Annotated in this window: 23 protein-coding genes; 11 read left to right on the forward strand and 12 right to left on the reverse strand. The window is 72.4% G+C overall.

Annotated elements, in window-relative coordinates:
• On the reverse strand, positions 1 to 1398 hold the full coding sequence (locus KOI35_RS15290) for a sensor histidine kinase (protein WP_215787858.1): 1398 nt from the start codon (positions 1396 to 1398) through the stop codon (positions 1 to 3).
• A 49-nt stretch (positions 1399 to 1447) separates the two neighbouring features.
• On the opposite strand from KOI35_RS15290, the gene KOI35_RS15295 reads away from it, so the two are divergent.
• The gene (locus tag KOI35_RS15295; protein WP_215787860.1) at positions 1448 to 2107 is read left to right on the forward strand and encodes a response regulator transcription factor; all 660 of its coding nucleotides are present in this window, start codon (positions 1448 to 1450) and stop codon (positions 2105 to 2107) included.
• Positions 2108 to 2273: 166 nt separating this feature from the next.
• On the opposite strand, the gene KOI35_RS15300 is transcribed toward KOI35_RS15295, so the two are convergent.
• The 5 genes from KOI35_RS15300 to KOI35_RS15320 all read right to left on the reverse strand — a co-directional run bounded on the left by KOI35_RS15300 (position 2274) and on the right by KOI35_RS15320 (position 7651).
• Positions 2274 to 3605 carry an NHL repeat-containing protein gene (locus tag KOI35_RS15300; RefSeq protein ID WP_215787862.1) on the reverse strand — a complete coding sequence of 444 codons (1332 nt, stop codon included), beginning with the start codon at positions 3603 to 3605 and terminating at the stop codon, positions 2274 to 2276.
• Between the two features lie 99 nt (positions 3606 to 3704).
• Positions 3705 to 4469 (reverse strand): heme ABC transporter ATP-binding protein, encoded by a 765-nt coding sequence (locus KOI35_RS15305; protein ID WP_215788041.1) that lies wholly within the window; start codon positions 4467 to 4469, stop codon positions 3705 to 3707.
• 160 nt (positions 4470 to 4629) lie between these two features.
• Positions 4630 to 5652 (reverse strand): FecCD family ABC transporter permease, encoded by a 1023-nt coding sequence (locus KOI35_RS15310; protein WP_215787864.1) that lies wholly within the window; start codon positions 5650 to 5652, stop codon positions 4630 to 4632.
• Between the two features lie 161 nt (positions 5653 to 5813).
• A complete protein-coding gene (locus tag KOI35_RS15315) occupies positions 5814 to 6770 on the reverse strand; it encodes a heme/hemin ABC transporter substrate-binding protein (protein WP_308121002.1) in 957 nt (318 codons plus the stop codon).
• A 62-nt stretch (positions 6771 to 6832) separates the two neighbouring features.
• Positions 6833 to 7651 (reverse strand): hypothetical protein, encoded by an 819-nt coding sequence (locus tag KOI35_RS15320; protein ID WP_215787869.1) that lies wholly within the window; start codon positions 7649 to 7651, stop codon positions 6833 to 6835.
• Between the two features lie 90 nt (positions 7652 to 7741).
• Between KOI35_RS15320 and KOI35_RS15325 the strand changes: the two genes are divergently transcribed.
• From KOI35_RS15325 to KOI35_RS15355, 7 genes are all read left to right on the forward strand, one after another.
• The gene (locus KOI35_RS15325; protein ID WP_215787871.1) at positions 7742 to 8920 is read left to right on the forward strand and encodes an HtaA domain-containing protein; all 1179 of its coding nucleotides are present in this window, start codon (positions 7742 to 7744) and stop codon (positions 8918 to 8920) included.
• Positions 8921 to 8988: 68 nt separating this feature from the next.
• Positions 8989 to 9951 (forward strand): WxL protein peptidoglycan domain-containing protein, encoded by a 963-nt coding sequence (locus KOI35_RS15330; protein WP_215787873.1) that lies wholly within the window; start codon positions 8989 to 8991, stop codon positions 9949 to 9951.
• Positions 9948 to 10592: a biliverdin-producing heme oxygenase gene (locus KOI35_RS15335; RefSeq protein ID WP_215787875.1), complete on the forward strand. Its 645-nt coding sequence runs from the start codon at positions 9948 to 9950 to the stop codon at positions 10590 to 10592. Before KOI35_RS15330 ends, KOI35_RS15335 begins: the two co-directional genes overlap by 4 nt.
• Positions 10593 to 10602: 10 nt before the next feature.
• Positions 10603 to 11331 (forward strand): hypothetical protein, encoded by a 729-nt coding sequence (locus tag KOI35_RS15340; RefSeq protein WP_215787877.1) that lies wholly within the window; start codon positions 10603 to 10605, stop codon positions 11329 to 11331.
• 219 nt (positions 11332 to 11550) lie between these two features.
• Positions 11551 to 12576: an alanine racemase gene (locus KOI35_RS15345; RefSeq protein WP_308121004.1), complete on the forward strand. Its 1026-nt coding sequence runs from the start codon at positions 11551 to 11553 to the stop codon at positions 12574 to 12576.
• A gap of 180 nt (positions 12577 to 12756) precedes the next feature.
• Complete coding sequence (locus tag KOI35_RS15350; RefSeq protein ID WP_215787879.1) at positions 12757 to 13479, forward strand: GNAT family N-acetyltransferase; 723 nt, start codon at positions 12757 to 12759, stop codon at positions 13477 to 13479.
• 9 nt (positions 13480 to 13488) lie between these two features.
• The gene (locus tag KOI35_RS15355) at positions 13489 to 14742 is read left to right on the forward strand and encodes an alpha/beta fold hydrolase (RefSeq protein ID WP_215787881.1); all 1254 of its coding nucleotides are present in this window, start codon (positions 13489 to 13491) and stop codon (positions 14740 to 14742) included.
• Here KOI35_RS15355 and KOI35_RS15360 read toward each other — a convergent pair.
• From KOI35_RS15360 to KOI35_RS15375, 4 genes are all read right to left on the reverse strand, one after another.
• Positions 14728 to 15051, reverse strand: a complete 324-nt coding sequence (locus KOI35_RS15360; protein ID WP_215787883.1) for a winged helix-turn-helix domain-containing protein — start codon at positions 15049 to 15051, stop codon at positions 14728 to 14730. The two genes, KOI35_RS15355 and KOI35_RS15360, sit on opposite strands and share 15 nt — an antisense overlap.
• On the reverse strand, positions 15048 to 15518 hold the full coding sequence (locus KOI35_RS15365) for a hypothetical protein (protein ID WP_215787885.1): 471 nt from the start codon (positions 15516 to 15518) through the stop codon (positions 15048 to 15050). The genes KOI35_RS15360 and KOI35_RS15365 overlap by 4 nt, the downstream gene beginning before the upstream one ends.
• A gap of 72 nt (positions 15519 to 15590) precedes the next feature.
• A complete protein-coding gene (gene def / locus KOI35_RS15370) occupies positions 15591 to 16124 on the reverse strand; it encodes a peptide deformylase (protein ID WP_215787888.1) in 534 nt (177 codons plus the stop codon).
• Positions 16125 to 16536: 412 nt separating this feature from the next.
• On the reverse strand, positions 16537 to 17268 hold the full coding sequence (locus tag KOI35_RS15375; protein WP_215787890.1) for an aminoglycoside phosphotransferase/kinase family protein: 732 nt from the start codon (positions 17266 to 17268) through the stop codon (positions 16537 to 16539).
• A gap of 61 nt (positions 17269 to 17329) precedes the next feature.
• On the opposite strand from KOI35_RS15375, the gene KOI35_RS15380 reads away from it, so the two are divergent.
• Both KOI35_RS15380 and KOI35_RS15385 read left to right on the forward strand, forming a co-directional pair.
• Positions 17330 to 18382 carry a hypothetical protein gene (locus tag KOI35_RS15380; protein WP_215787892.1) on the forward strand — a complete coding sequence of 351 codons (1053 nt, stop codon included), beginning with the start codon at positions 17330 to 17332 and terminating at the stop codon, positions 18380 to 18382.
• Between the two features lie 46 nt (positions 18383 to 18428).
• Complete coding sequence (locus KOI35_RS15385; protein ID WP_215787895.1) at positions 18429 to 19790, forward strand: dihydrolipoyl dehydrogenase family protein; 1362 nt, start codon at positions 18429 to 18431, stop codon at positions 19788 to 19790.
• Here the strand turns inward: KOI35_RS15385 and KOI35_RS15390 are convergent.
• Complete coding sequence (locus KOI35_RS15390) at positions 19778 to 20521, reverse strand: DUF3152 domain-containing protein (RefSeq protein ID WP_215787896.1); 744 nt, start codon at positions 20519 to 20521, stop codon at positions 19778 to 19780. The genes KOI35_RS15385 and KOI35_RS15390 overlap by 13 nt on opposite strands.
• A 63-nt stretch (positions 20522 to 20584) precedes the next feature.
• On the reverse strand, positions 20585 to 22051 hold the full coding sequence (locus KOI35_RS15395) for an ABC-F family ATP-binding cassette domain-containing protein (RefSeq protein WP_308121006.1): 1467 nt from the start codon (positions 22049 to 22051) through the stop codon (positions 20585 to 20587).
• A gap of 209 nt (positions 22052 to 22260) precedes the next feature.
• On the opposite strand from KOI35_RS15395, the gene KOI35_RS15400 reads away from it, so the two are divergent.
• The gene (locus tag KOI35_RS15400) at positions 22261 to 24105 is read left to right on the forward strand and encodes an alpha/beta hydrolase family protein (protein ID WP_215787898.1); all 1845 of its coding nucleotides are present in this window, start codon (positions 22261 to 22263) and stop codon (positions 24103 to 24105) included.
• Positions 24106 to 24116: the final 11 nt, after the last annotated feature.

Raw genomic sequence — 24116 nt, forward strand, 5'->3', positions numbered from 1 at the left:
TCAGGCAGGTAGTGCGCCGGTCCGGTCGGAGGGGGTCGGATCGGCGGCGGGGAGCACGACCACGGCGTCGATGCCGGTAGGGGCGGCCGGGTCCAGGTGGGCCCGGCCGCCGCTCTTCTCCGCGAGCGTTCGCACCAGGGCGAGGCCGAGACCGGTCCCGCCCTTCGGTGCGCCGGGGGCCCGCCAGAACTCGTCGAGCGCCCGCTCCCGCTGCGCCGCTGTGAGGCCGGGACCGGCGTCGGTCACGTGCAGCTCGATCTCGTCGCCGGTGCGGTGGCACGTGACGTGCACGGTGCTGCCGGGCGGGGCCACACCGAGGGCGTTGGACAGCAGGTTGTCGAGGATCTGCTCGAGGGCGCCGGGGACGGCTCGGACGCGTACGGGGGAAGGGTCTTGAATCTGCAGTGTCACCCCGGCCTTGGCGGCCACCGGACCCCACAGGGAGGCGCGCTCGTCGACCACGCCGGCCAGCGCCACCTCGACGGGGGCGGGAGCGTGGGCGCCGCGGGTCATCGCGAGCAGGGTGTCGACCAGCCGGGCCAGGCGGTCGGTCTCGACCAGAGCCGCGCGCAGGTTGGTCTCGCCGTCGGCCGCCACATCCGGTTCCAGGTTCTCCAGGCGCAGCCGCAGGGCGGCCAGAGGCGTCTTGAGCTGGTGCGACGCGTGGCCGACGAAGGACCGCTGGGCGGCGATCAACTGCTGCAGCCGTACGGCGGTGGTGTTGAACGTCGCGGCCAGTCGCCGCAGCTCGGGCGGGCCGATGGTGGTCGGCGCGGGTGGGGTGTCGCCCTCGGCCAGGGTGCGGGTGGCCCGTTCCAGGGTGCGCACCGGCCGGCTGATCCAGCGGGCCATCGCCGCCGCGACCAGGGCGGCCCCGATCAGCACGGCCAGGCTCACGCCGCCGATCAGATAGCGGAACTGGTCGATCCGGGCGTCCAGGGTGGTGGTCGGGACGCTCACCCGCACGGCTCCCTGCTGCGGCCGGCCGGGGTGGATGAGTACGGCGACCGACATGACATCGGTGTCGAGGTCGCTGTTCACCTGGATCCGGCCCTCGAGGACGGACCGCAGGTCGGCGATCGAACCGGGGGAGGGCTCGGCCGGGCCGGTGGCGGCGATCCGGCGGCCGGTGCCGTCGACGACCTCGATCCAGCCGCCCCAGCGCTGGGCCGCGTCCGCGGTGAGCGTGGAGATCTCGGACGAGTGGCCGCGGATGATGGCGGCGTCGACGAACGCGGCCAGGATCTCGGCGTCGTGCTCCAGCTGAGCGAAGGCCCGCTGCTCCTCGCTGCCCTGATGCACCACGGCCAAGGGCAGGGCGAGGCCGGCGAGCACCACGACGGCGAGCGAGAGGTACGTGAGCAGCAGGCGCCGGATCATGCCAAGTGCTACGGGCATTCGTCGAAGCCCGTTCAACCGTGGGCTCCGAAAATCCGTACAAGCCGGTATGCGAGTACTGCTGGTCGAGGACGACGAGTCGATCGCCGAGCCGCTGGCGGCCGGGCTGGGCCGGTTCGGCATCGAGGCGTCGCACGTGGCGACCGGGGCCGCCGCGCTGGCCGCCCCGCCCGCCGACTTCGTGCTGCTCGACCTGGGCCTGCCCGACATCGACGGCATCGACGTGTGCCGCCGCCTGCGCCGGGTCAGCGACGTGCCGATCATCATGCTGACCGCCCGCGGTGACGAGACCGACCGGGTGCTCGGCCTCGAGATCGGCGCCGACGACTACATGGCGAAGCCGTTCAGCACGCGGGAGTTGGTGGCCCGGATGCGCGCGATCGGCCGCCGCACGCGCCCGGCGCCGGCCCCGGCCCCGGCCCGTCCGGATCTGGGTCCGCTCGAGATCGACGAGCGAACCCGGGAGGTGCGGGTGCACGGCCGGCCGGTCGCGTTGACGCCGAAGGAGTACGACCTGCTGGTGCTGCTGGCGGCCGACCCCGGGGCGGTGGTCGGCCGGAAGCACATCCTGGAGACGGTGTGGGAGCCGAACTTCTTCGGGCGGGGGAAGACGCTCGACTTCCACGTGGCGACGTTGCGGCGCAAGCTGGGGTCGTCGAGCTGGATCGAGAACCGGCGCGGGGTCGGCTTCCGCCTGGTCCTGCCTTAGCCTCGGGCGGTCGCCTCAGCCCCGGGCGGTGGCGTCCGTGTCGGGCGGTGGTGTCCGTGTCGGGCGGTGGTGTCCGTGTCGGGCGGTGGTGTCTGTGTGGGGCGGGCGCGTCAGTGTCAGCGGGCGCCTCAGCTTCGGGCGGGCGCCTCAGTGTCGGGTGGGCGCCTCAGTTTCGGATTGCGCTGATCAGGCCGTCGCGGTGGGCCACGAGCAGCCATGGCTCGCCGTCCTCGTCGGGCAGCAGCGTCAGCACCTCCGGGTGCTCGTGCAGGCCGGTGAGCGGACCCGCGTAACCCGCCGTGGCATAGCCGTGCGCCTCGACCCGGTCGCCGCCGGAGCAGGTGAAGACGGTGCCGTCGCTGATGACCGCCTCGTCCACGCTTTCGCCCAGCGGTGACGCCCAGCGGGCGATCACACCTTCGCCGACCAGGATCTCCTTGAGACCACCCTCGCCGGTCAGGTAGATCCGGCCGTCCCGCGCCCACACCCGTTCCGGATACTCGCCCTGGGTCCAGGTCCAGCGCTGCTGACCGCGGCCGTCCAGGACGAGCAGTTTGCCGCGGTGACCGGCCAGCACACAGCCACCATCGGGCAGATACGCGGCCGCACGGGCGGCACCCCCGAGAATCCGCGTGAGCGAACCGGTGCGCGCGTCGATCTCGAGCGCGCCGATCGTGGTGGCGGCCAGGATGCGCGCGCCGTCGTAATCGCCGGCCAGCGTGTACGGCGTGGCCGGCAACTGCAGCTCCCATTCCGTACGCCCGTCCGGATCGAGCCTGAGCACGCGCCCGTCGGCGGTGGCCCCCACGACCCCACCCGGCACCGGCACGACCTCCCGGGTGGTCCCGATCCGGTGATGGTCCTCGATCACCAGCCGGGCTTCTTTCGCGATTTGTTCGTTGCCCGCGCGCCGTCCGTTGCCCGCGCACTGTTGGTTGCCGGTCGTCCGTCCGATGTCCGTGTCTTGTTCGTTCCCCGCGTGCTGTCGGTTGCCCCGGCGCTGTTCGTTGCCCGCGCGCTGTCCGTTGCCGGTCGTCCGTTCGATGTCCGTGTCTTGTCCGTCGCCGGTCGTCCGTCTGATGTCCGTGTCTTGTCCGTTGTTGTTCGGATGCCCGGTGGTCAGGCGGACGGTGGCGATGCCGCTGTCCGTGGCCAGGTAGGCCGTGCCCGTTCCGTCGGTGGCTGCCCGGAGGTCCCAGACGGTGGTGAAGTCCGGCCGGACCGTGGCGACAGCGGTGACGGCCGGAGCGGCCAGCGGCGGTTCGGCCACATCGGTGTGCAGCCCGTCGTCCAGGATCATCGTGACCTCGCCGGTGCCCGCGTCGACGGCGGCCGTGCACAGCCAGCTGCCCCGCACGAACTGCACGAGCCAGGCCGGACGCCCGAACTCGACCGAAGCGCGCACTCCCGCCACCCGTCCGCCGCCGGCTTCGCGCAGTGCGAGGTCGACCGCGTGCCCCGGGTCGACCTCGGACTCGGTCCTGAACGTCTCCCGCATGTCCCCACCTCCGCCGAATTGCCTTCGACGGAGGTGACGGATGCCCGCGTACGCGCGGATCTGTACCCGGCCACAGCCTGGCCGCGCCCTGGACGAAATCTATAACTTCCGTCTCGGCACAATGAGTGGCCCGCCGGTGTGCGGATGCGGCAGCACCTCCACCGCGTGCTGATACACCTCGCTCAGCAGCTCCTCGGTGAACACCTCGGCCGGCGGTCCCGAACCCCGGATCCGGCCGTCGGCAAGAACATAGACCCTTCCCGCATATGCGGCCGCCAGTCCCAGATCGTGCAACACCACCACGACCGCGGCGCCCTGCTCGGCCCGTTCCCGCGCCACGGTCAGCACGAGTTCCTGGTGCCGCAGATCGAGCGCCGCGGTCGGTTCGTCGAGCAGCAGAATGCGCGTTTGTTGAGCGAGAACGCGCGCCAGCGACACCCGCGCCTGCTCACCACCGCTCAGCGCCGGAAACGGCCGTTGCGCGAAACTGCTCGTTTCCGTCCGCCGCAGCGCCTCGTCGACCGCGTCGTCATCCTGAGCGCTTTCCGGCCGTCCCGCCCAGGGCGCACGCCCCATCCGGACAACTTCGCTCACCGTGAACGGAAAACTGAGCTGAGCCTTCTGCGGCAGCACCGCCCGCAGCCGGGCCAGGTCCACCTTCCGGTACGCCGCCAGTTCGCGCCCCGCCACCTCCACCGTCCCGCCGGCCGGCAGATCACCCGCGAGCGCCGCCAGCAGACTCGACTTGCCGGCCCCGTTGGGCCCGACCAGAGCCACAACCTCACCCGCGTCCGCGCGCACATCGACGCCGTCGACCACGACCCGCCCACCCAGCCGAACCCGGATCCCCCGCCCAGCGATCATCCTGGGCTCCCCGGGCAGCCGCCGAACGCAATTACCTGCCCACAGATCGCACGAACGCGCGGCGTTCGCTCGTTGCGCGCCTGCGTGTTGCGCGTATGCCTGTTGCACGCGTGCGTGTTGGGCGTTTGCGCGGTGACCGGGCGGCGGTCTTCGTGTGGTGTCATCCCCAGCCTCCGGCTCGGGCCCGGGTGCGGCGCAGCAGCCAGAAGAACGCGGGGCCGCCGACGACGGCGGTCAGCACGCCCAGCGGCAACTCCTGGTAGTCGATGGCGGTCCGGGCCAGCAGGTCGCCGCTCACCACCACGATCGCTCCGCCCAGGGCACTGGCCGGGACCAGCACGCGGTGTCCGGGGCCGGCGACCATCCGGATCAGGTGGGGGACGACGAGGCCGACGAAGCTGATGATCCCGGTGAAGGCGACGGCCGACGCGGTGAGCAGGGCCGTGGCGACGATCGCGGTGATCCGCAGGCGCTCGGTGTCGACGCCCAGGTGGCGGGCCGGGGCCTCACCGAGGGCGAGCAGGTCGAGTTTGCGGGCGCAGGCGGCGGCCACGGCCAGACCGGCGAGCGCGCACGGGCCGGCCACCGCGACCGCACCCCACGTGGCTTGCGCGAGGCTGCCCAACTGCCAGAACGCGATCGCGCGGACACCGTCGTCGTCGGTCAGGAACATGAGCAGTCCGAGCAGGGCGCCCGCGGTGGCGTTGACGGCCACGCCGGTGAGCACCAGCGTGACCACTTCTGTGCGGCCGTTCGCGCGCGACATGGCGTACACGAGGAAGGTGGTCACGATGCCGCCGGCGAACGCGGCTCCGGCCGTGGTCCAGCTGCCGAGGATCGTCACGCCGCTCACGATGGCCGCTGCCGCGCCGACCGCGGCGCCCGCCGAGACCCCGATGACCCCCGGCTCGGCGAGCGGATTGCCGAACACGCCCTGCATGAGCGCCCCCGCGCAGCCCAGCGCGGCGCCGACCACGACGGCCAGGATCACGCGCGGAAAACGAACGAGCCAGAGCGCGTTCTCCCCTTGAACCGCCGACGGCAACGGCCCGATCTCCAGCCCGGCCCGGTGCAGCAGCGACCCCATCACCTCGCCCGGCGAGATCGGCACCTGCCCACGCCCCGCCGCCACCAGACAGACCACGACGAGCCCCAGTACCAGCCCGCCGACCAGCCCGCTCACCCGGCCCGCCCGGTGGTCCGGCCCGCGCGCGGCCGCTCGGCGGCTTTGCCCGCGCGCGGCCGTCCGGCGGACGGCAGCCTGATCGCGCGCGGCCGGCGGGGCCGCCGCAGCTTGCTCGTCGGGCGCGCTCCCCGTCGCTCGGATCCGGCCGCTGTCGTCGTCTACTCGCACGGGCCGTAGACCGCCTTGGCCAGTGCCTCGACGGCTTTGCCGGTGCGGGCGCCGAAGTTGAGCAGGATGCCGTCGTCCATGTCGACGATGCGGCGGTTGACGCCGGCCGGGGTCTGGGCCACGCCGGGCAGTTCGAGCAGGCCGTCCACGCCGCCGACCGAGTTGAGGCCCTCGGTCATCACCAGGATGACGTCGGGGGCCGCGTTGATCAGGCCCTCGCTGGTCAGCGGGCGGAACTTGGTCAGGCCGATCTCGGTGCCCGCGTCGACGGCGCCGATCGCCTGGATCATCGCGTCGGAGCCGGCGCCCTTGCCGCCGATCAGGAACACACCGGCGGTGCCGCGCACGTAGAGGAACGCGATGCGCAGCGGAGTTGTCCCGGCCTGCGCGCCTCGGCGCGCCTGGTCGATCTCGGACTGCACGTTCTTGACGAGTCGCTCACCCGCCTCGGTCACGCCGAGCGCGGCGGCCACCGCGCGAATGTGCGCGGGAACGGCATCGAGTGTCCGTTCGTCGTCCACCATGACGACCGGGATGTTCGACTCGCGCAACTGCTGGAGCACGGTCGGCGGTCCGATGCTCTTGTCGGCGAGCACCACGGTCGGGTTCAGCTCGAGGATCGCCTCGGCGCTCAGGTCGTGGCCGGCCGGGGTGACCTTGGGCAGCCCGGCCGCGGACGGGAAGGTCGTCGACGTGTCCCGCCCGACGGCGCGGTCACCGAGGCCCAGGCTGAACACGATCTCGGCCAGCGACCCGTAGAGGTTGACCGCGAGGATCCGGTCGGCGCTGCGCACGGTCACCTTGCGGCCGTCGGCGGAGTCCACCGTGGCCGGCATCGCGGGAACCGGCTTCGGGTCGAGCGGCGTCACGTCCTCGGACGCCAGCTTCGCGGTCGAGATCCCGCACCCGGCTGTGGCGGCCGGTCCTTCGGGTCCGAGTTCGCTCACCGAAGTGCACGCCGCGAGCAGCAACGCACAACTGACGACAACGCCGACGCGCCTGGCCCGGCTCATGACGGGCGCCGGTTGGCTCGCGCGCGGCGCAGACGGCCGATCACGACGGCGCCCAGGTAACCGGCCAGGAACGCCCCGCCGATCGCCCACCAGTGGCCCAGAGGTGTGGCCGTGCTTGTGCGGTCGAGCGACGGGGCGGCGACCGCCTGCACGTCGATCGGGGCGGCATCCGACGGCGGGGCGGCAGTCGCGAGGCGACCCGTGGGCGGTCCTACGGGCGTACGGGAGGAAGGGTTTGACCTTGGGGTTCCCACTGCTGGGACCCGGGTGGCGGCGGGAGCGGGGGCACCGCCGGCCGGGGTGGCGAAACGCACAGCGACGCGCACATCCTGGGAGCGGTCGCTGGTGCGCGTGTGGTCAGCCCTGGTCACGATCGCGCAGGCGCGGACCACGCAGTCGACGTCGCCGATCTTCTGGGTCACCCGGATCGAGACGCGGAACGAACCGCCGCTCCCGTACGGCTGGGCCAGGCCCTCGCCGTACGAGGGCGGGTTCGAAGAGATCCATGCGGAGGAGCCGGACGCCCCGGACATGTCGGCGCCACCGCCGCACGGGGAGGGCAGCACACCGGCGCCGTTGTCCACACAGAACGCCACGTAGATGCCCTTGTCCACGTTGTAGCCACGGCCGCGGACCGTCACCGTCTCGCCCGACCGGGACAGGCCCTTGGTTTTCGAAACGCTCAGTTTTCCGGCCGCTTGCGCGGGCGACGGCGCCATCACCGCGAGTGGGATCAGCGCCACCGCGGCGATCAACGCCCGGCCGGGCCGCGGAGGTGCGATGCGCACCATGCCTCCCCAGTCGATCTTGATCATTGATTTAGGTGAGGCTACCCTAACTTCGTCCGCAACGGCGGGCACACCCCTCTTTGCTCGCAAACGCGGGCAAACTTCGGAAGGACCACCATGGCCACACCCCAGGGCCCGCATCGGGTCGCTCTCCGGGCCGGCGCGATCGCGGGTGCGATCGTCGTGGGCGCCGCGGCCGCTCTGACCGCGATCGCCCCCGCCTACGCCGCTCCCGCCGATGTCGCCGGGGGCAGTCTCGACTGGGGCTTCAAGGCGTCGTTCCGGTCGTACGTCTCGACCGGTAACGGGAACCCGCCGATCGCCACCAGCGGCGGCGCCACCCGCAACGCCGACGGCACGTTCGACTTCCCGGCGCAGAGCGGCACGTACGACGCCGCGGCCGGGACGGCCACCGTGAGTTACGGCGGCACCGTCGTGTTCTCGTACCCGGCCCACATGTTCGAGATCACCCTGGCCAACCCGAAGGTCGTCGTCGACGGCGACGGCACCGGATCGCTGCTGGCCGATGTGGACCTGGTCGCGAACAACGGGACGACCGAGCAGCACCTCGACCAGGCCGAGGTCGCCACCCTGGTGACCACCGCGCCGACCGTGGTGGACGGTGACGTCACGTTCTCGAACCTGGCCGCCACCCTCACCGCCGAGGGGGCGAGCGCGTTCGCCGGCTTCTACACGGCCGGTACGGCTCTCGACCCGGTCACCGCCTCGGCATCAACAACGGCCGGCCCGACCGAGCCGACGGACCCGACGGATCCCACCGATCCGACGGACCCGGAGCCGGAGCCGGGCACCGGAACGGGATCGGCGACGCAGCAGATCAAGGCGGCGGTCACGGGCGGCGCGCTGACGCTGACCTCGGCCGGCGCGTCGGTCACGCTGTCGGCGGCGACGCCGGGCCAGACCGCGACCGGCAACCTCAACGCGGTCACGGTCAGCGACCTGCGCGGCACCAACTCCGGCTGGGACCTGGTCGGCCAGGTCACAGAGTTCGCCTCGGCGGGCGGCGGCAAGATCCCGGCGGCCAACCTCGGCTGGACGCCGAGCGCGGCCGTCGTGAACAGCAACCTCGCGGCCGCCGACGGGGTCAGGAACGCGGTCACGCCGGGCAGCCCGGCCGCCCCGGGTTCCGGCCTCGGCACCAGCCACACCCTGTGCAAGGCGGAGACCGGGAGCAGCCTCGGCAGCTCCACCTGTGGCGCGGCGCTGAACCTCGGGATCCCCGAGAGCAGCGCGGCGGGCGAGTACAGCGCCGTACTCACCCTGACGCTGGCCTGATTCGGCCGGTGAGGACCGGCCGGGGATACCGAAATTATCCCCGGCCGGCTCGTCCCATCGTAAGGAGCATGATGATCGTCCGAGGCATGGTGGCCGCGGTTCTCACAGCGCTGATGGTCCCGGCGCCGGCCCAGGCCGCCCCGGGGGACGACGCCGTACGGTGGAGTGTGCAGCCCTCGACCGCGAAGGGTCCCGACGGCCGCGACTACGTCATCCGCCGCGCCGCCCCGGGCGAGACGCTCACCGATCATGTGGGCATCACCAACTTGACGGCCAAGCCGTTGACCTTCAACGTGTACGGCACGGATGCGTACACGACCGACGACGGCTCCTTCGCGCTGCTGCCCGCCGCGGACAAGCCCGCCGACCTGGGCGCGTGGATCGCGCTGGGCGCCCGCACCTACACCGTGCCCGCCAACACGCGGCTCGACGTCCCGTTCACCGTCACCGTCCCGGCCAACGCCACGCCGGGCGACCACGCGGGCGGGGTGGTCACCTCGGTCAGCCAGGAGGCGACCGGCGCCGACGGCCGGAAGGTGCTGGTCGATCAACGGGTCGCCGCCCGGGTCTACGTCACCGTGGCCGGCACCGCGACACCCACGCTCGCGATCGACACCGTACGGATGGAATATCGGCAGTCGGCGAATCCGGCCGAGGGCGGCGACATGATCGTCCGCTACCTGGTCCGCAACACCGGGAACCTGCGGCTCAGCGGCACTGGATCGATCCAGGTCAGCGGGCCGTTCGGCTGGCGGCTGGCCCGGACCGACGCGATGGAGATCCCCGAGCTGCTGCCCGGAGCGTCCGTGACGGTCACCGAAACGATCGTCGGCGTGCAACCCACCGTGCGGCTGAACACCCGGATCACCGTCGAACCGGCCCAGTTCGGTCAGAAGCTGCCCGGCGTCGCCCGGACGACCGCGGTCTGGGCCTGGCCCTGGGCCCTGGTCGCGCTGCTCGGCGCGGGAGTGATCTACCTTCTGTTCAGGCTTGTCCGCCGTCGTCGTACCCGAAAGGTTGTGTCCTCATGACCGAGTTCGCCGCCCGGATCCGCCGCGCCACCATGGCCGAGCACCGTGAGGCCGAAACGCGCAGTTTCATCGCGCGTCTGATGGCGGGAGATGTTCCTTTCGAGGGGTACGCCGTCCTGACCGCGCAATATCTGCACATCTACCGCGAACTGGAGTCGGCCGCGGCGCGCATGCGGACGGACGAGGTGGCCGCCGGGTTCGCCGATCCGCTGCTCGACCGGGTGCCGTCGCTCGAGGCCGACGTGGCGTTTCTCGGTTCGGCCGCCGAGCCCCCGCTCGACGCCACCCGGCGGTACGTCGCCCGTCTGCGCGAGCACTGCCACGACTCGGCCGTGCACTTCATCGCCCACCACTACGTCCGCTACCTGGGCGATCTCAGCGGGGGCCAGTTGGTCGGCCGGTCGGTGTCCGAGACGTACGGGCTCGGTCCGGCCGGGGTCGCGTTCTACTCGTTCCTCGACATCGACGACAGCAAGGCCTACAAGCGCGCTTACCGGACGCGCCTCGACGAACTGCCCGGCTCGTTCGGCCCGGCCGAGCTCGACGATCTGGTGGCCGAGTCGCAGCTCGCCTTCAAGCTCAACGCCGCGTTGTTCGTCGAGATGGGTCTCCGATTCGAAGGAGTCGCCCCCGCGGCATAGTTTTGACCCCATGGCTTTCCCGTACGGATCCACGCCCGGCTCGGACGGCCCGGCCGGCGAGACGTACGCGGTCGCCCTGGTCCGCACCGGCGACGCCGGACCGGTGGCGGCCGTGCTCCGCCGACTGCGGTTCACCGGCTGGCTCGGCGCTCCGGCCGACGGGTGGCTGCCGGTGGTGGCCACGAGCGCAACGGTCGCGTCCGGGCGGCGCGGCATCGTCGAGCTGGGCGAGGCTCTGCCCGGCACGGTGCTGGTCCTGCGCGTGCTCGCCGATCGCCAGCTCGCCCTGGTCGCGTGGCAGGACGGGGACGAGCGGGGCCGCTACGTGAGCGATCCGTCGCGGGAACCGGGCGCCGACGAGGACGTGCTGGACGATCCACTGGGCGTCTCCAGCGCCGAGGACTTCGCTGCGGCCGGCGGGCACCCGGAGCGGGCCGGGGAGCTGGCCGAACTGCTGAACGAACGGCTCGACCCGGACAACGTCATCGAGTCGGAGCGGCTGTCCCGGATTCTGCGCCTGCTCGAACTGCCGACGTGGCTGGTCGCGGTGTCCACGCTGCCCCGGGACGTTCCGACCGGGCCGTCGGCTCGTTCGCTGACACGGTTCGGGGGCGGGCTGACCGGCGTACGGGGAAGGCTCTTCGATCTTGTGCTCCGGCCGGTCCGGCGGCGGCGCCCGCCTCCACCGGTGATCGCGGATCCGCCGAGCAGCTCCGGGATGGATCCCTGGCTCCTGTGAGGCGAGGCCCCCTGGCTGAGTTGGCGTCTTCTGCGCGCGGCGGGCCTGGCTCGCTGCGCTAGCGGGCTGCGCTAGCGGGCTGCGTGGGCGGGCTGCGTGGGCGGGCTGCGTGGGCGGGCTGCGTGGGCGGGCTGCGTGGGCGGGCTGCGTGGGCGGGCTATCAGCCCAGCCTCCTAGGATGCTGTAGACGGTGTGGGGTGCGGCGGCGATCATGGGGGCGTGGAGACCCCGTATCTGGCAGTCGACGTCGACGTTATGGACCGGAACCTGCGCGCGATGGCGAGCGCGGCCCAGGAGCGCGGGCTGGCCCTTCGGCCGCACGCCAAGACGCACAAGTGTCTCGAGATCGCGCGCCGGCAGATCGAGCTCGGGGCGGCCGGCCTCACCGTGGCCACGGTCAGCGAGGCCGAGGTGTTCGCCGACGGCGGGTTTGACGACCTGTTCATCGCCTATCCGATCTGGCCGTCGCCGGGGCGGGCCGAACGTCTCCGCCGGCTGGCCGGGCAGGTCGCGCTGCGGGTCGGGATCGACTCCGTCGAGAGCGCCGAAGCCCTGGCCACGGCCGTCGGCCCGCTCGACGTGCTGGTCGAGGTGGACAGCGGCCATCACCGCAGCGGGGTGCGTCCGGCCGACGCCGCGGCTCTCATCGAGGCGGCGAGCAAGGCCGGTCATTCCGTACGGGGGATCTTCACGTTCCCCGGCCACAGCTATGCCCCGGGCGCACCGGAGCAGGCTGCGCTCGACGAGGCCCGGGCCATGGTCGACGCCGGACCGCACGCCGAGGTGCGCAGCGGCGGGTCGACGCCGACGGCCCGGCTGGCCGGCACCGGTCCGGTGAACGAGATCCGGCCCGGCGTCTACGTGTTGAACGACGCCCAGCAGATCGAACTCGGCACCTGCGACTGGGCCGACGTCGCGCTGACCGTGCATGCGACGGTCGTCAGCCGTAGCGGGAATCGCGCGATCGTGGACGCCGGCAGCAAGGTGCTGGGCGCCGACCGGCTGGCCTGGGCGACCGGGTTCGGGCGTCTGCCGGAGTTCCCCGGAGCGCGCATCGTCGCTCAGTCCGAACACCACGCCACGATCGAGTTCGGCGACGAGGCGCCGCCCGCCCGCGGCGACATCCTGCGCGTAGCGCCCAACCATGTGTGCAACACGGTCAACCTGGCCGACGACCTGATCGTTTTCTCCGGAGGAGAGCCGGTCGACCGCTGGCGAGTCGCCGCGCGCGGAGCGAACACCTGATCGCACGCCGCGGACATCAAAGCGCGCGGAGCGAGCATCCTGGGGTTGCGCGCCACGGACAACAAAGCACGCGAAAGCGGAGTGTGCGCTGCGGACATCAAAGTGCACGCCGCGAACACCTGAGTGCACGTCGCGGGCGGTGGCGGCAACAGCTGTGCGTGTGCGCAGTAACGTGACCGGGTGACATCGCCGTACCGTTCCGAGATCCGCCTCCGCCTCGACGACCCCGAGGCGCAGCGTGACGTCATCGCGCTCGGTTACCGCCGCGAGGGCATCGCGCGTGGCGCCGGCCCCCACCGGGAAGACCTGGTCGTCTGGGCGCGGCTCGAGGACGACCCGGAGGGCCCCGCCCCGCGGATGCTGCCCGATCTGCCCGGCGGCGAGCTCACCGACGGTGTGATCCGGGTGCGGCCGCTGCAGCGCGACGACCTGGACGGCTGGCACGAGCTGCGCAGTCTGCCCGAGGTGATCGCGACGTCGGTGCCGCCGGTCGCGCCGCCGCGGGAGGAGATCGAGCGCCATTTCGCGTACGCGGAAAGCCGTTGGTTGGCCGGTGAAATGGCCGCGATGAGCATTCTGGATGCGCGCAGCGGACGTTTCGCCGGGCAGATAGCGCTCTACTATTTTCAGCCGCACCACCGGGAGGGCATGCTCGGTTACGGCGTGCTGCCGGCGTTCCGGGGGCGTGGTTATGCGCGGCGGGCCGTGCAGCTGGTGACGAAGTGGGCGTTCAACGAGGCCCGGCTGCAGCGGGTGGTGGCGGGCACCGCGGTCGACAACCTGGCCTCGCAGAAGACGTTGCAGGCGGCCGGGTTCGAGGTCGAGGGCAAGCAGCTCGGCATCCTGCCCGGCCCGAACGGCGGTCGCGTCGACGCGGTGCTTTATGTCAGACGCCGCCTATAGGTTGGTCGCATGATTGCTCACCCGGGGGTCCGGTTCACCGATCACACCGTCACCGTGCCGCTCGACCATCGTGATCCGGGCGGCGAGACGATCGAGGTGTTCGCCCGTGAGGTGGTGGCCGCCGACCGGGTGGGTGACGACCTGCCGTGGCTGGTGTTCTTCCAGGGCGGGCCGGGTGGCAAGTCGCCGCGGCCGCTCGGTGGCGGGGGCTGGATCGGGCACGCCACCCGCACGCACCGGGTGCTGCTGCTCGATCAGCGGGGCACCGGGCGCAGCACGCTTCTCGACGCGGGCGGCCGCCCGGCCAAGGAGCTGGCCGACTATCTGCGGCTGTTCCGGGCCGACAGCATCGTGGCCGACGCCGAGATCCTGCGCGAGCGGGTCGCGGGCGGCGCGCGGTGGGACACGCTGGGCCAGAGCTACGGCGGTTTCGTCACCCTCACCTACCTGTCGACGGCGCCGCAGGGCCTGCGCACCTGCTATGTCACCGGTGGCCTGCCCGGTCTGACCGCCACGGCGGAGGAGGTTTACGCCCGCACCTACCCGAGGGTGGCCGCCAAGAACGCCGAGTACTACCGCGACTTCCCGGCCGATGTCGCCGCCGTGCGCCGCATCGCCGACCATCTCGCGTCCACCGATGTCCGGCTGCCCGACGGCGACCGGCTCACGCCCGAGCGTTTCCGGTTCCTGGGCAACGCCTTCGGCATGAGCGACGGCTACGCCCAGCTGCACTGGCTGCTCGACGAGGCGTGGCACGGCGACCGCCTGTCGGCGACCTTCCGGTACGAGGTGATGGCCGCGACCGGGTTCGTCGACAAGCCGTTGTTCGCGCTGCAGGAGTACTGCTATGCCCGCCCGGGCAGCGGCCCGACCGCGTGGGCCGCCGCCCGGGCGCTCGAGTCCCGTCCGGAGTTCGCCGCCGGCGCCGATCCGCTGCTGTTCACCGGCGAGATGATGTATCCCTGGATGTTCGAGCAGATCGCCGCCCTGCGCCCGTACGCGGGGGCCGCCGACCTGCTGGCCGAGGCCGACGACTGGCCGGCCCTCTACGACCTCGATCGCCTGGCCGCCAACGAGGTTCCGGTGCTGGCGGCCGTCTACGCCGACGACATGTATGTCGACCTGGGCCTGTCGCTCGAGACCGCGGGCGCCGTCGGCAACGTCCGCACCTGGGTCACGAACGAATACGAGCACAACGGGCTGCGCGCCGCGGGCGATGTCGTGCTGGGCCACTTGATGGAGATGGCGTCAGGTCTGCGCTGACTCCGGTAGAACGGCGAGGCCGGCGCGGGCCACGATCTGCTGCAATGCGGCGACGTGGCCTGCGAAAGCCTGCTGGCCGTGCGGGGTGAGCCGCACCGACGTCCGGGGGCGTTTCCCGATGAACGACTTGCGGATGTCCACGTAGCCCGCCTCTTCGAGCGTGGTGAGCTGCTTGGACAGCGCCGAGTCGGTGAGCCCGACCTGGTCGCGCAGGAACTTGAACTCGGCCCAGTCGGTGGCGGTCAGCAGGCTCACGATCGACAGCCGGGTGGGTGCGTGGATCAGTTCGTCGAAGCGGGGCTGGGTCACCGGGTGCCCGCCAGCGGGCGCGAGAGCATGACCCGGCGCAGGTAGGCCATGAGCGCGGGCCCGCCGAACGCGAGTCCGGCCGCGACCGGCACGCAGGCGATGGTGGCCGGTGCGGGCACGCCGAGCGCCTCCAGGGTGAAGCCGAGCCCGACACCGACGGCGACCAGCACAAGCGTGAAGACGGCGATCGCGGCCGCCCCGTGCGCGCCGATCAGCGTGGTGCGCACCTGGGCCCGGGAGCGGCGGACCATCGCCACGATCGTGGTGGCCAGACCGGCCGCGTACAGGATGCTGCCGGTCGCGACGACCCACGGGACCGCGGTCTCGACGGCGGCCACGAACAGCAGCATGAGCACCGCGACCGATGGCCAGAACCAGCCGGGTACGAGGTTGGCGTCGATCACCTGGGCCCGGCGGGCGCGGACCTCGGCCAGGGCCAGTTCGGCGTCGATCGGTGGTACGTCCATGACTTCCCCCTCGAGACAGTACTTGCCTGCCAGGAAAGTATGCAGCGAGCTTTCCTGGCAGGCAAGTAGTTTCTAGTGGGGACTCGCCTTGAGCGTCGCGCCGGCCCACGCCGCCTCGCGCAGGGTGGCCAGGATGCGTTCCTGGCCCGCCTGGTCCTGCCGGTCGATGAACAGCACGCCGTCGAGGTGGTCGGTCTCGTGCTGGATGCACCGCGCGAGCAGCCCGGCCCCGACCACCTGCACCGGGTCGCCGTGCTTGGTCAGGCCGCGGGCCACGACGTTCATCCGCCGCCGGGTGTCCAGGTAGATGCCGGGGATGGACAGGCAGCCCTCGGGGCCGTACTGGTCCTCCTCGTCGGGGAACTCGAGTCCCGGGTTGATCAGGTGGTCGAGGCGGGCGTCGTTGCCGGGCAGGTCGGGGTTGATGGCGAAGAGCCGCAGGCCGACCCCGATCTGTGGCGCGGCCAGCCCGGCGCCGCGCGAGTCGGCCAGGGTCTGGGTGAGGTCGTCGACCAGCTTGTGCAGCTCGGCGTCGAAAACAGTCACCGGTTCGGCGACCTGGCGCAGCACCGGGTCGCCGACTTTCCGGATGTCCAGCACAGTCATGCCTTCAGACGGTACTCAGTCCAGCCAGTGAGATCCGGCTTCGCGGACGGCTGGTTTCCGATGGAATGGCGCCCGCCGCCGTCGAACAGGATCACAGGTACACGTATGCAGCCCAGTAGGACGCACGGTTGGCCGCACCGATCCGGCCGCCGGGTGATCGCCGGTGGCCGGTGCCCGGTCACCTTGCGGCGCCGCCACGACACCCGGCTGGCCGCCCGCCGTTCCCCGCGCTGCCGCGACGCCGCTCGCCTGCTGTTCCCGCGCTAGAGGACGCCACCTGGCCCGGCAGTGGGACGCCGACCCGGGTGGCGACCGTCTTCCGGGTCGAGGGCGGCCTGATCAGCGCCGCGCTGCGACAGCACGGCCCGCGACTTCCAGCTGGCCATGACCGAGCTGATGGACCGCTCGTACGTCACACCCCGATAGCCGTCGCCGCCTTCTCGTAACGCCCGGCCCACTCCGGTCCGGTGTCCGTGGCCATCCGGAAGAGCAGGGCGCGCGCCACCGCGGGCACACTCACCCCGACCTCGGCGAGCAGCCACGGCCCGGCCTCGTGCCAGCTGAGGGCATCGGCGATGACAACCCCTTCCGCGTACGCCGTGGGGCGCCAATAGGGCGACACATCGATGATCGCCGGGGACAGGCCTTCGGCCACCAGCACGTTCCGAGTCAGGTCACAGTGGACGAACTGCGGCGGGCCCAGCGGTTCGAGCACCCGGCCGAGCCGCGCGGCGATCGGCGCGAACTCGGGCAGCCATCGCGGCGGCACCTCGCTCCACGCGATGCGGTCGGCGACCGCCCACCGACCGTCCCCGGCGGGCGGCGGCGCCAGTTGGGCCGTGGCCCGGTGGAACGCCCGGCCGGCCTCGATGACGGTGCGCCAGGTCGACGCCGCCGCCGGGTCCGGTTCCGCACCCGGCACCCAGCGTGTCGCCGACCATCCGTCGACGGTCCAGGCGCCGTCACCGGCCGGGTGTGGTCGCGCCAGCCGGAACCCGTCCTCGACCACGTCGAGCGGCGGCCCTCCGGGTTCCGGCTTGAGCACCAGGTCGCCGGCCCGCCACGAGGTGCCCTGCCCGCCGGCCAGCGGCCGCACCGGTCCGGTCGCGCCGAACGCCTGCAGAACCGCCACCGGAGGAGTCACCCGCCGATGATCGCAGCCGAATCGGGCGGTACGCCTCCGCATTTCGCGGCATGATCCGGAGGTGATGCGCCTCCTTCTCGACGAGCCGCGGGTCTTCGTCACCTACGGCTCGGCCTCGCTGATCAGTACCGAGGGCTACGAGGGAGAGGGCGTCGGCGAACCGTGGGCGGACGAGAGCAACGGCCTGTGCGGCGCCGGCGTGCCCGGTGTGCTGGCCCTGCAGACCAGCGCGCACACCGACTGGCTCCCGTTCCGGATCGAGCTGCACGACACCGAGCCCGCGGCCGGCGACGGCTGGGAGGAGATCGTCGAGGTGTCGTTCACGGCGCTCTCCGACTCGGCGATGCTGGCCGGTCTTGACGGCGACGGGTACGAGTTCGCGCTGCCCCGCGGCGACTACCGGGTCCGGTACTGCCTGACCGGCATGGAGGAGGACATCGCCGGACCGCATCTGCTGCAGTTCTGGCCCGCGGCCCCGGCGCCGGGCCGGATCGTCAGGCAGACCGGCGAACAGGCCGCCTACTGGCACCGCGCCCGGCGCACCCTGACCCCGGCCGAGGAGCAGGACGACCGCGACGCCGAGCAGGCCCACCGCGACCGGATGGCCCGCGAGCGCTGGGGTGACCGGCTCCCCAACGACCGGCTGCGCGCGACGCTGACCGCCGGGCTCTATCTGGACGCGATCTCCCAGCTCGACCCCGATCTCGAGTTCGCGCTGTCCGAGGCGGACGACGCCACCCACCGCCGGGTCGCGGCGTGGGCGGCCCTGCGCTCACTGGCGCAAGCGGGGCTCGTCGACCTGCCCGAGATCGCCCCCGCGGTCGCCGCGCTGCGCCGGGGCGAGCCGGCCCCACCGCCGTTCGACGACAGCGGTTTCGTGTGGGCCGCGCTCGAGCGAGCCGACGTGCCGCGAACCAGCGTGCCCGTCCCGCCCGACGGCTCGTACGAGCAATCGCCGCAGGACTGGGGGATCACCGTGCTCTTCCACTCGGCCGAGAGCGATTCGCTGGTCGCCGTGCTCGAGGTGCTGGTCTGTCTCGCGTACGTGTCGGGCCGCGACGGTTATCGGGACGCGCTGGCCGAGGTGCGCCGGGTATTCCCGGCGCTGGAGTGACAAGTCCGGGTGTGCGCGGACGGCCGATGGGTCGATCATTGTGGGCATGCAGAGTTTCGACGTGGTGGTGGTGGGAGCGGGGCCCGGCGGCGAGGTCGCGGCGGGCAAGCTCGCCGAGGCGGGTCTCAGCGTGGCGATCGTGGAGGGCGACCATGTCGGCGGGGAGTGTTCGTTCTATGCGTGCATTCCGTCGAAGGCGCTGCTCCGGCCCGGTGAACTGCTCGAGGAGGCGCGGCACGTGCCCGGCACCGCCGAGGCCGTGACCGGGCCGCTCGACGTGGCGGCGGTGCTGCGCCGGCGCGACGAACTGATCAACAACGAGGACGACAGCGGCCAGGTGCCGTGGCTGGTCGACCGGGGCGTCACGCTCGTGCGCGGCTGGGGCCGGATCGCGGGGGAGCGGCAGGTCGCGGTCGGCGACGAGATCCTCGAGGCGCGGCGGGCGGTGATCCTGGCCGGCGGAACCCGGGCCGCGCTGCCCGCCATCGACGGCCTGGCCGAGGCTGACCCGTGGACCAACCGTGAGGCGACCACGGCCAAGGAGATCCCGGCGTCGCTGGTCATCGTCGGTGCGGGTGTCGTCGGGTCCGAGATGGCCCAGGCCTACGTGTCGCTCGGTGCGCGGGTCACGCTGGTGGCCGGCCGGGGGCTGCTGACCCGCGAGGAGGACTTCGCCGGCGAGCAGGTGGCCGCCTCGCTCACCGAGCAGGGCGTCGACGTCCGCACGGGGCAGCGCCCGACGGCCGTCCGGCGCGACGCCGACGGGGTGACCGTCACGCTCGCCGACGGCAGCACCGTGAACGCCGACGAGATCCTGATCGCCACCGGGCGTACGCCGCAAGCGGTTGATCTGGGGTTGGACGTTGTCGGCGTCAAAGCGGGCGGTTATCTGGACGTCGATGAGCGAATGCGCATCCCCGGCCTCGAATGGCTGTACGTGATCGGCGACCTGAACGGCCGCGCCCTGTTCACGCACATGGCCAAGTATCAGGCCGCGATCGCCGCCGGCGAGATCCTCGGCAAGCCGATGGTCGCCGGTCACCTGGCCGACGGGCCCGGCGCGCCGCGCGTCATCTTCACGTCGCCGCAGGTCGCCGCGGTCGGGCACACCACGGCCAGCGCGCAGGCGGCCGGGCTGAACGTCCGCGTCGTCGACGTGCCGACCGAGGCCAACGCGGGCGGTTCCTACTCGGGCGGCGGCGTCGGCAATGCGCGTTTCCTGGTCGACGAGGACCGTGGAGTGCTCGTCGGCGTCACCATCACCGGCACCGCGGTGGCCGAGTTCCTGCAGGCGGCCACGATCGCGATCGTCGGCGAGGTGCCGGTCACCCGGCTGCGCCACGCGATCCCGTCGTTCCCCACCCGCAGCGAGCTGTGGCTGTACTTCTTCAACAACTACGGAATCTGAGCCGGGTACTGCCCGGACGGTCCCTGATAGAGGGTGCCGTCCGGGTAGGGCCAGGCGTTCGGGCGGCAGCCGTGCAGGCCGAGCGTCTGCTGCAGCATGACCGGGGCGAGCGCCCCCGGGGCCGGGCACAGCTCGTGGCCGTGGCCGAGGCGGTGGCCGACCTCGTGGTTCACCATGTACTGCCGGTAGGTGCCGAGCTTGCCCTGGTAGCCGGGGACGCCGCCGGTCCAGCGGGCCACGTTGAGCACCACCTTGGCGCCGTTACGGCACGACGTGTAGCCGTCCGACAGGTCGCCGCACAACTCGCCGCGGGTGCCCGGCGTGGCCAGGTAGAGCGTGAAGTCGGACGGCTCGCCCGGCCCGACCCGCTCGAACCGCCATTGTCCGCCCGCTGTCCACCCGCGCGGATCGCTCAGGATCGTGCCGACCGCCGCCGCGAACCCGGCCGCCGGTACACCCTTGATCTCGCGCTCGACCACCACCCGGTAGCGCATCAGCCGCCCGCCCGTGCCCGCCGTCCGGGTGCCCGCCGGAGCGACCATCCACCGCGCGCTGCCCCGGGCCGGATAGCTGATCGGTATCGGTCGCGCGGACGTGGGCTTCACGGTCGGTGAGGGCCGCGGCGCCGGGGGAGCGGGCGGGGCCGTACCGGTCGCCACGGCGGTGCTGCAGCCGGTCAGCAGACCGGCCGCACACACGGCCAGGGCCCAGCGGTGAATCCGTGTCGTCATGCCATCCCTCCGATCGACATGACGTTCGCCGCGGTGAGCCCACGTTGCTCGATGACTGATAGCTCACATTTTCAGCACCGGCCAGCCGGCCAGGTCGGACAGCATCTGCCGGTCATGGGTGGCCACCACGACCGCCGCCGAGGTGGTGCGCAGCGCCTCGGTCAGCTCGTCGACCAGGGTGGCCGACAGGTGGTTGGTCGGCTCGTCCAGGATCAGCACATCCGGCCGCCCGGCGAGCACGTCCTCCAGGTGGCGCCTGCGATGCTGGCCCGGCGACATCCGGGCCGCGGGCGGGTACACCTCCTGGGCCAGATAGCCGGCCCGCGCCCCGGACAGCAGCCGTACGCCCCCGGTCGTGGCGGCGAGCGTGCCCGCCAGCACGGCCAGCAGCGTCGACTTCCCAGCGCCGTTCGGGCCGGTCACCAGCAGCCGGTCACCGCCGGCGAGCCGCAGCCCCACCGGCGTGCCGAGACGGCCGGCCACCGTTATCCCGTACGCGTCCAGCAGGGCAACGCCGGCCCGGGTGTCATTCCCGTACGTCCGCAGCGGGCGCGGCGGCGCAGGCAGCGTGATCCGGTGCGCGGCCAAGGCATCCTGCCGCCGTTTGAGGGCCTGCACGATCCCGGGCGCGCGACTCTGCCGCTTGTGCCGCTCGACCCCCTTGTCCGGCCGCCAGCCCGTGCTGAGCCGCCCGCGCGCCTCCTCGACCGCGCCGGCCAGCCGCTGATGCTCGGCGACCTGGGCGTCGTACTCCTGCTGCCAGCGCTCCTGCTCCCGCCGCCGGCCGTCCTGCCAGCCCGAATAGCCGCCCGCATGCAGCCGGGGCCGCCCGTCCGGGGTGGCGTCGAGGTCGAGGAACTCCTCGGCCACGTCCCGCAGCAGCGCCCGGTCGTGCGTCACGATCAGCACCCCGCCGGGATGCTGCCGCAGCCGCTCGGTCAGGAAGGCCAGGCCGCCGGCGTCGAGATGGTTGGTCGGCTCGTCCAGCAACAGCAGATCGGCCGGTGAACCCAGGACACAGGCCAGCCGTACGCGGTACCGCTGGCCCACGGACAACGTGGCGAGCGGCCGGTCCCGGTCGGTGCACGCGTCGAGGGCCTCCAGGGCGACGTCGACCCGGCGCTCGGCGTCCCACGCGTCCAGCCGGGTGGCCAGCTCGAGGGCGGCCGCATAGCGTTCCGGCTCCGCCTCGACGACTCGCAGCGCCGCGTCGAACTCGAGCAGAGCCAGCACGGCGGGCCGGATCGCCTCGGCCACGAGCGTGCCGACCGTCTCGCCGCCGTCGGCGGGCAGCGCCTGCCCGGCCACGCCGATCGAACCGGACCGGTGCACCTGGCCCTGATCAGGTTCGGTCAGCCCGGCCAGCACGTGCAGCAGCGTCGTCTTGCCGCTGCCGTTGGGACCGACGACCGCGAGGCGCGACCGGGCCGACACCGTGACGTCGACGCCGTCGAGGACCACACGGTCACCCCGGACGACACGGAGGCCTTCCGCGCGTACGTGGGAAAGGGATTTCTGAATGGTGTTCACGGGATCTGCTCTCGGCTCGTCTGGGAGCCGGGCAGGGCACAGGGGCACCGCCCGGCGGGAACGCCAGGACGGCGGGCAGAAACAGGTCGTCGGCCGCCGTCAGCGGCCGGACCGCAACCTCATGAAGGCGATGCCGGTGAACATGCGCGCAACCGTACCCGGGCATCCCCGGCCACGCGCGCGAATATTGCGCGCGGGTACGGTGCGGTGTGGACCTCGCCCGTCGCTGGTTGCCGCCGCTGCTCGCCCTCATCGCGTTCGCCACCGGCGGCCTGCTGTTCGCCCGCGTCGATGACGGAATGGTGCGCGATCATGTCGTCGCGGACGGTGTTCCGCTCGACATCGTGCGCCCGCCGAGCGCCGACCGGACGCCGGGCGTCGTGGTGGTGCACGGGTTCGCGGGTTCGGCACGGCTGATGGCACCGTTCGGCGACACGCTCGCCGCGCGCGGTTACACGGTGGTCCTGCCCGACCTCGACGGCCATGGCGCGAACACCCGATCCCCGGTCGACCTGCAGCGCGACCTCGATGTCGCCGTCGCTCACCTTCGCTCACTCCCGAGCGTCGATCCGGCGCGGATCGCCCTGGTCGGCCATTCGATGGGCGCGACCGCGGTCACCACGTACGCCGCCGCGCACCCGGACATCGCCGCGACCGTCGCCATCTCCCTGCCTTCGGCCGTCGCGTCGCCGTCGCCTTCGTCGTCGCCGCTGCTCGCGCTGGTCGGGCAGTTCGAGTTCCCGGGCTTCCACAAGGCGGCGTCCGCGGCCGGCGGGCGTGCGGAGGTCGTGCCCGGCGCCGAGCACATTTCCATCCTGTACGCGTCCAGGACGCACCACCGCACCGCCGACTGGCTCGACTCCACGTTGGACCGTCCGGCCACCGGCGCGCTCCCGTCCCCGATGCGGCGGCTCACCGCGGCCGGTTTCCTGTTTCTGGGGCTGCTGCTCGGCTTCGCCCCGGTGACCCGGCTGCTGCTCGGCCGCCCCACCCCGGGCGGCGGGTGGCTTGGCCGTCGCGCGGCGGGCAGTGGGCGCCTCGACCACCTGGAGCAGTCGGCTGGCCCGGGCTCTTCCGCGGCGGGTTCGCCCTCTCCGGTCGGCGGTTCGCGTTCTTCCGCGGCGGGCGGTGGCCGTCGCGCGGCGGGCAGTGGGCGCCTCGACCACCTGGAGCAGTCGGCTGGCCCGCGTTCTTCCGCGGCGGGTTCGCCCTCTCCGGCCGGCGGTTCGCGTTCTTCCGCGGCGGGTTCGCGTTCTCCCGCGCGGGCACGCGTTCAGGCTTCCTCGCGCGTCGGCCGGATTCGCTCCTCGGCCCACGCGTGGTTTCGCGAGCTGATCTCCCCGCGTTTCGGCCGGGTCGCGGCGGTGGCGGCCGGGGCGGCGGTCCTCGCCGTGCTGGTGGCACCGTTTCTGCCGAGCACACGGCTGCAACTGGGTGGCTTCACGGCCGGGTTCACCGGCTTGATGGGCGTGGCCGTTCTCGCGTATCTCCGCAAGCCTTTCTCCCCGCCCGGTGGCGTGCGCTCACTGCTCGCCGCGCCCGTGCTGATCGCCTACACCGCGGCCGCGATCGCCCTCCCGCTGCAGCTCGGCTTCACCCATGCGATCCCCGTCGGGCCGCGGTGGTGGCTGCTGGTGCTGGTGTGGGCCGGTTTCGCCGTGCTCGCCTATGCCACCGGCCGGCTCGACAGCGGTTCGGCGCCTGCCTACGCGAGCGGCCGGCTCGGCAACGGTTCGGCACCTGCCGACGCGAGCGGCCGGCTCGGCAACGGTTCGGTCCGGGCCTCCGCGAGCGGCCGAGCCGGTGGCGGTTCGGTGCGCGCCGACCTGATCGTTTCGGCGATCGCCGTGGCCGGGTTGACCGCCGCCGCCGTGACCGGTCTGACCTCGGGTTTCCTCGTGCTCGTGGTGCCGTTGCTGGTCGTTCTGATGCTCATTCAGTGCGCACTGAACGCCATCCTGCGCGCTACGGGCAGTCCGCCGTGGTTGATCGCGCTGCCGGGCGCCCTGCTGGTCGCCTGGCCGATCGCCACCACCCTGCCGGTCGTGATGTAGCGACCCTTTCG

Origin of the sequence: Paractinoplanes bogorensis, from assembly GCF_018829635.1 — a bacterium.
Classification (GTDB): Bacteria; Actinomycetota; Actinomycetes; order Mycobacteriales; family Micromonosporaceae; genus Actinoplanes; species Actinoplanes bogorensis.

Bases quoted from the DNA above. Each gene is read 5' to 3' on its own strand.
- KOI35_RS15290 (WP_215787858.1), bottom strand. From the start codon at position 1,398: ATGCCCGTAGCACTTGGCATGATCCGGCGCCTGCTGCTCACGTACCTC.
- KOI35_RS15295 (WP_215787860.1), top strand. From the start codon at position 1,448: ATGCGAGTACTGCTGGTCGAGGACGACGAGTCGATCGCCGAGCCGCTG.
- KOI35_RS15300 (WP_215787862.1), bottom strand. From the start codon at position 3,605: ATGCGGGAGACGTTCAGGACCGAGTCCGAGGTCGACCCGGGGCACGCG.
- KOI35_RS15305 (WP_215788041.1), bottom strand. From the start codon at position 4,469: ATGATCGCTGGGCGGGGGATCCGGGTTCGGCTGGGTGGGCGGGTCGTG.
- KOI35_RS15320 (WP_215787869.1), bottom strand. From the start codon at position 7,651: ATGATCAAGATCGACTGGGGAGGCATGGTGCGCATCGCACCTCCGCGG.
- KOI35_RS15325 (WP_215787871.1), top strand. From the start codon at position 7,742: ATGGCCACACCCCAGGGCCCGCATCGGGTCGCTCTCCGGGCCGGCGCG.
- KOI35_RS15330 (WP_215787873.1), top strand. From the start codon at position 8,989: ATGATGATCGTCCGAGGCATGGTGGCCGCGGTTCTCACAGCGCTGATG.
- KOI35_RS15335 (WP_215787875.1), top strand. From the start codon at position 9,948: ATGACCGAGTTCGCCGCCCGGATCCGCCGCGCCACCATGGCCGAGCAC.
- KOI35_RS15340 (WP_215787877.1), top strand. From the start codon at position 10,603: ATGGCTTTCCCGTACGGATCCACGCCCGGCTCGGACGGCCCGGCCGGC.
- KOI35_RS15355 (WP_215787881.1), top strand. From the start codon at position 13,489: ATGATTGCTCACCCGGGGGTCCGGTTCACCGATCACACCGTCACCGTG.
- KOI35_RS15365 (WP_215787885.1), bottom strand. From the start codon at position 15,518: ATGGACGTACCACCGATCGACGCCGAACTGGCCCTGGCCGAGGTCCGC.
- def (WP_215787888.1), bottom strand. From the start codon at position 16,124: ATGACTGTGCTGGACATCCGGAAAGTCGGCGACCCGGTGCTGCGCCAG.
- KOI35_RS15385 (WP_215787895.1), top strand. From the start codon at position 18,429: ATGCAGAGTTTCGACGTGGTGGTGGTGGGAGCGGGGCCCGGCGGCGAG.
- KOI35_RS15390 (WP_215787896.1), bottom strand. From the start codon at position 20,521: ATGACGACACGGATTCACCGCTGGGCCCTGGCCGTGTGTGCGGCCGGT.